The sequence below is a fragment of the Mitsuokella jalaludinii DSM 13811 genome, assembly GCF_000702905.1.
In the GTDB taxonomy this organism is placed as follows: domain Bacteria; phylum Bacillota; class Negativicutes; order Selenomonadales; family Selenomonadaceae; genus Mitsuokella; species Mitsuokella jalaludinii.
This window is the reverse complement of sequence record NZ_JNKR01000066.1, coordinates 1-1,048: the sequence shown is the minus strand read 5'-3', so window position 1 is coordinate 1,048 and position 1,048 is coordinate 1. Positions and strand designations below refer to the sequence as shown.

Here is a 1,048-nt window from a genome sequence, read left to right as displayed (position 1 = left end):
ATTGAGCAGCCAGCTGACGAGGAAAATCCATACATCTGATGCCGATATTTACTGGCGGATGAAATGAATTTGCGAAAGAATCTTGACACTACCAAATATTCTTTTGTCATCCGGACGGCACGAGCCTGTTCCGGACGCATTTGAAAGTTCTGCGTCCTGTTCTCGAGGTTTGCCGACGAAGTCTTCACCGCAAGGATGGCGGCCTTCACATCATCGGTAGAACACTTATACCATTCGCTTTTCTTACCATCCGGCGATTTTTGAGCGTGAAAGCCGTGTGCTTCAAGCATCCGATGGACATCATGATCCATGAAGATGGCACCGTCAGCATTTAGAGCAGATTCAACAAGCTCCACCTTGTATGACTGCCCCGGCGTCAGCGTAGGATAATGCTCATGCATACGCACTTCGATTGGTCTATCAGTGTATCCTACCTTTAGGCAGCCTGGGAAGCGAGTATCAGAGTAGGCATAGATGATCGGCTTGACTTCTGTCTTTGGGTGAACATATTGATCAAATATATCTGGCATCAGTTGTCATCTCCCTCTAATTCCTTTATTGATGACTCAATTACTTCAATCTCATCATTTGTAAGGTGGTATGTTTCATAAAGCTTTCGGTCGTTCCATACTTCTTCATAATTCGCAACCGGCACAAAGCAAAACTTGTCCTTCGTAATATGGATAGACGTTAATGCTTGCAGCAAAAGGAATCTGAAGAATTTAGTCATAATGTAACTTCTAAGATTCTCAGCTTTCTGAGCGTCCTTAAAATGATCGATAATCAAATAGGTTTCAGAGCAAGCTTCACCCGGTTTCAAAACTTTAACAGAAGAGGTAACCATGTATTTACCATCTGATCCTGGCTTATTTCCTCCTGACATGGCATAGGTCATAATAACCTTGTATTCATTTAATATCTTATCTTTATCATCCAAAGCAGATGTCTTTATATGATGGATTTACAATCTAAGTGCAACAGCTCCTAGACAACCAAATTAAAATGACACATAGACTTCTTTGCTATAATGGTGTTTGAAGAGAACTAC

2 protein-coding genes are annotated in these 1,048 nt (G+C 41.6%); both read right to left on the bottom strand.

Translation table 11 applies throughout. The annotated features are described in order from the left end of the window. Positions 1–530 (bottom strand): GIY-YIG nuclease family protein (locus T518_RS11290; RefSeq protein ID WP_162177263.1); only part of this gene is annotated, 530 nt, incomplete at its 3' end. Further along, positions 530–937 carry a hypothetical protein gene (locus tag T518_RS11285; protein WP_155948193.1) on the bottom strand — a complete coding sequence of 136 codons (408 nt, stop codon included), beginning with the start codon at positions 935–937 and terminating at the stop codon, positions 530–532. The genes T518_RS11290 and T518_RS11285, both read right to left, overlap by 1 nt. Between the last annotated feature and the right edge of the window lie 111 nt (positions 938–1,048).